1 protein-coding gene is annotated in these 609 nt (G+C 77.2%); it reads left to right on the forward strand.

The window, feature by feature from the left end; all coding sequences use genetic code 11:
- A partial coding sequence (locus AC2W7G_RS18085) for a glycoside hydrolase family 6 protein (RefSeq protein ID WP_485869649.1) occupies positions 1-609 on the forward strand: 609 nt, incomplete at both ends.

The raw sequence follows: 609 nt of genomic DNA on the forward strand, positions 1-609 counted from the left end.
CGCCGCGCCGACGACGGCGTGGCACGCTGGTCGTCTACGGCGTCGTGCGCGACTGCGGCGGCGAGTCCGGGGGCGGGGCCGGGTCCGGCGACCAGTACGAGGCCTGGGTCGACGCCGTCGCCCAGGGCCTGCGCGACGGCCGGCCCGATGAGGGGCCGGGTGTCGCGGTCGTGCTCGAGCCCGACGCCCTCGCCTTCCTGGGTCACCTCCCGGCACCGCGCCAGCGCGAGCGGCTCGCGCTGCTCCGGTCGGCGACCGAGCGGCTGTCGGGGGTCCCCAGGACGGCCGTCTACCTCGACGCCGGCCACAGCGACTGGGTCGAGCCCGACGTGATGGCCGAGCGCCTCGCCGACGCCGGGATCGCTGCCGCACGCGGCTTCTCGGTCAACGTGTCCGGCTTCGGCCGCACCGACGACGAGGTCGACTACGGGCGCGCGATCAGCCCCACCGTGGGCTGGAAGCCGTTCGTCGTCGACACCGGCCGCAACGGCGCCGGGCCGCGCGACGGGTGGTGCAACCCCGAGGGGGCGGCGCTGGGGGAGCGGCCCGCGTCCGAGCCGCGCGAGCTCGTCGACGCCTTCCTGTGGGTCAAAGCCGCCGGCCGAGTCC

This window comes from Aeromicrobium sp. PFPM2_SD2, from assembly GCF_057364525.1.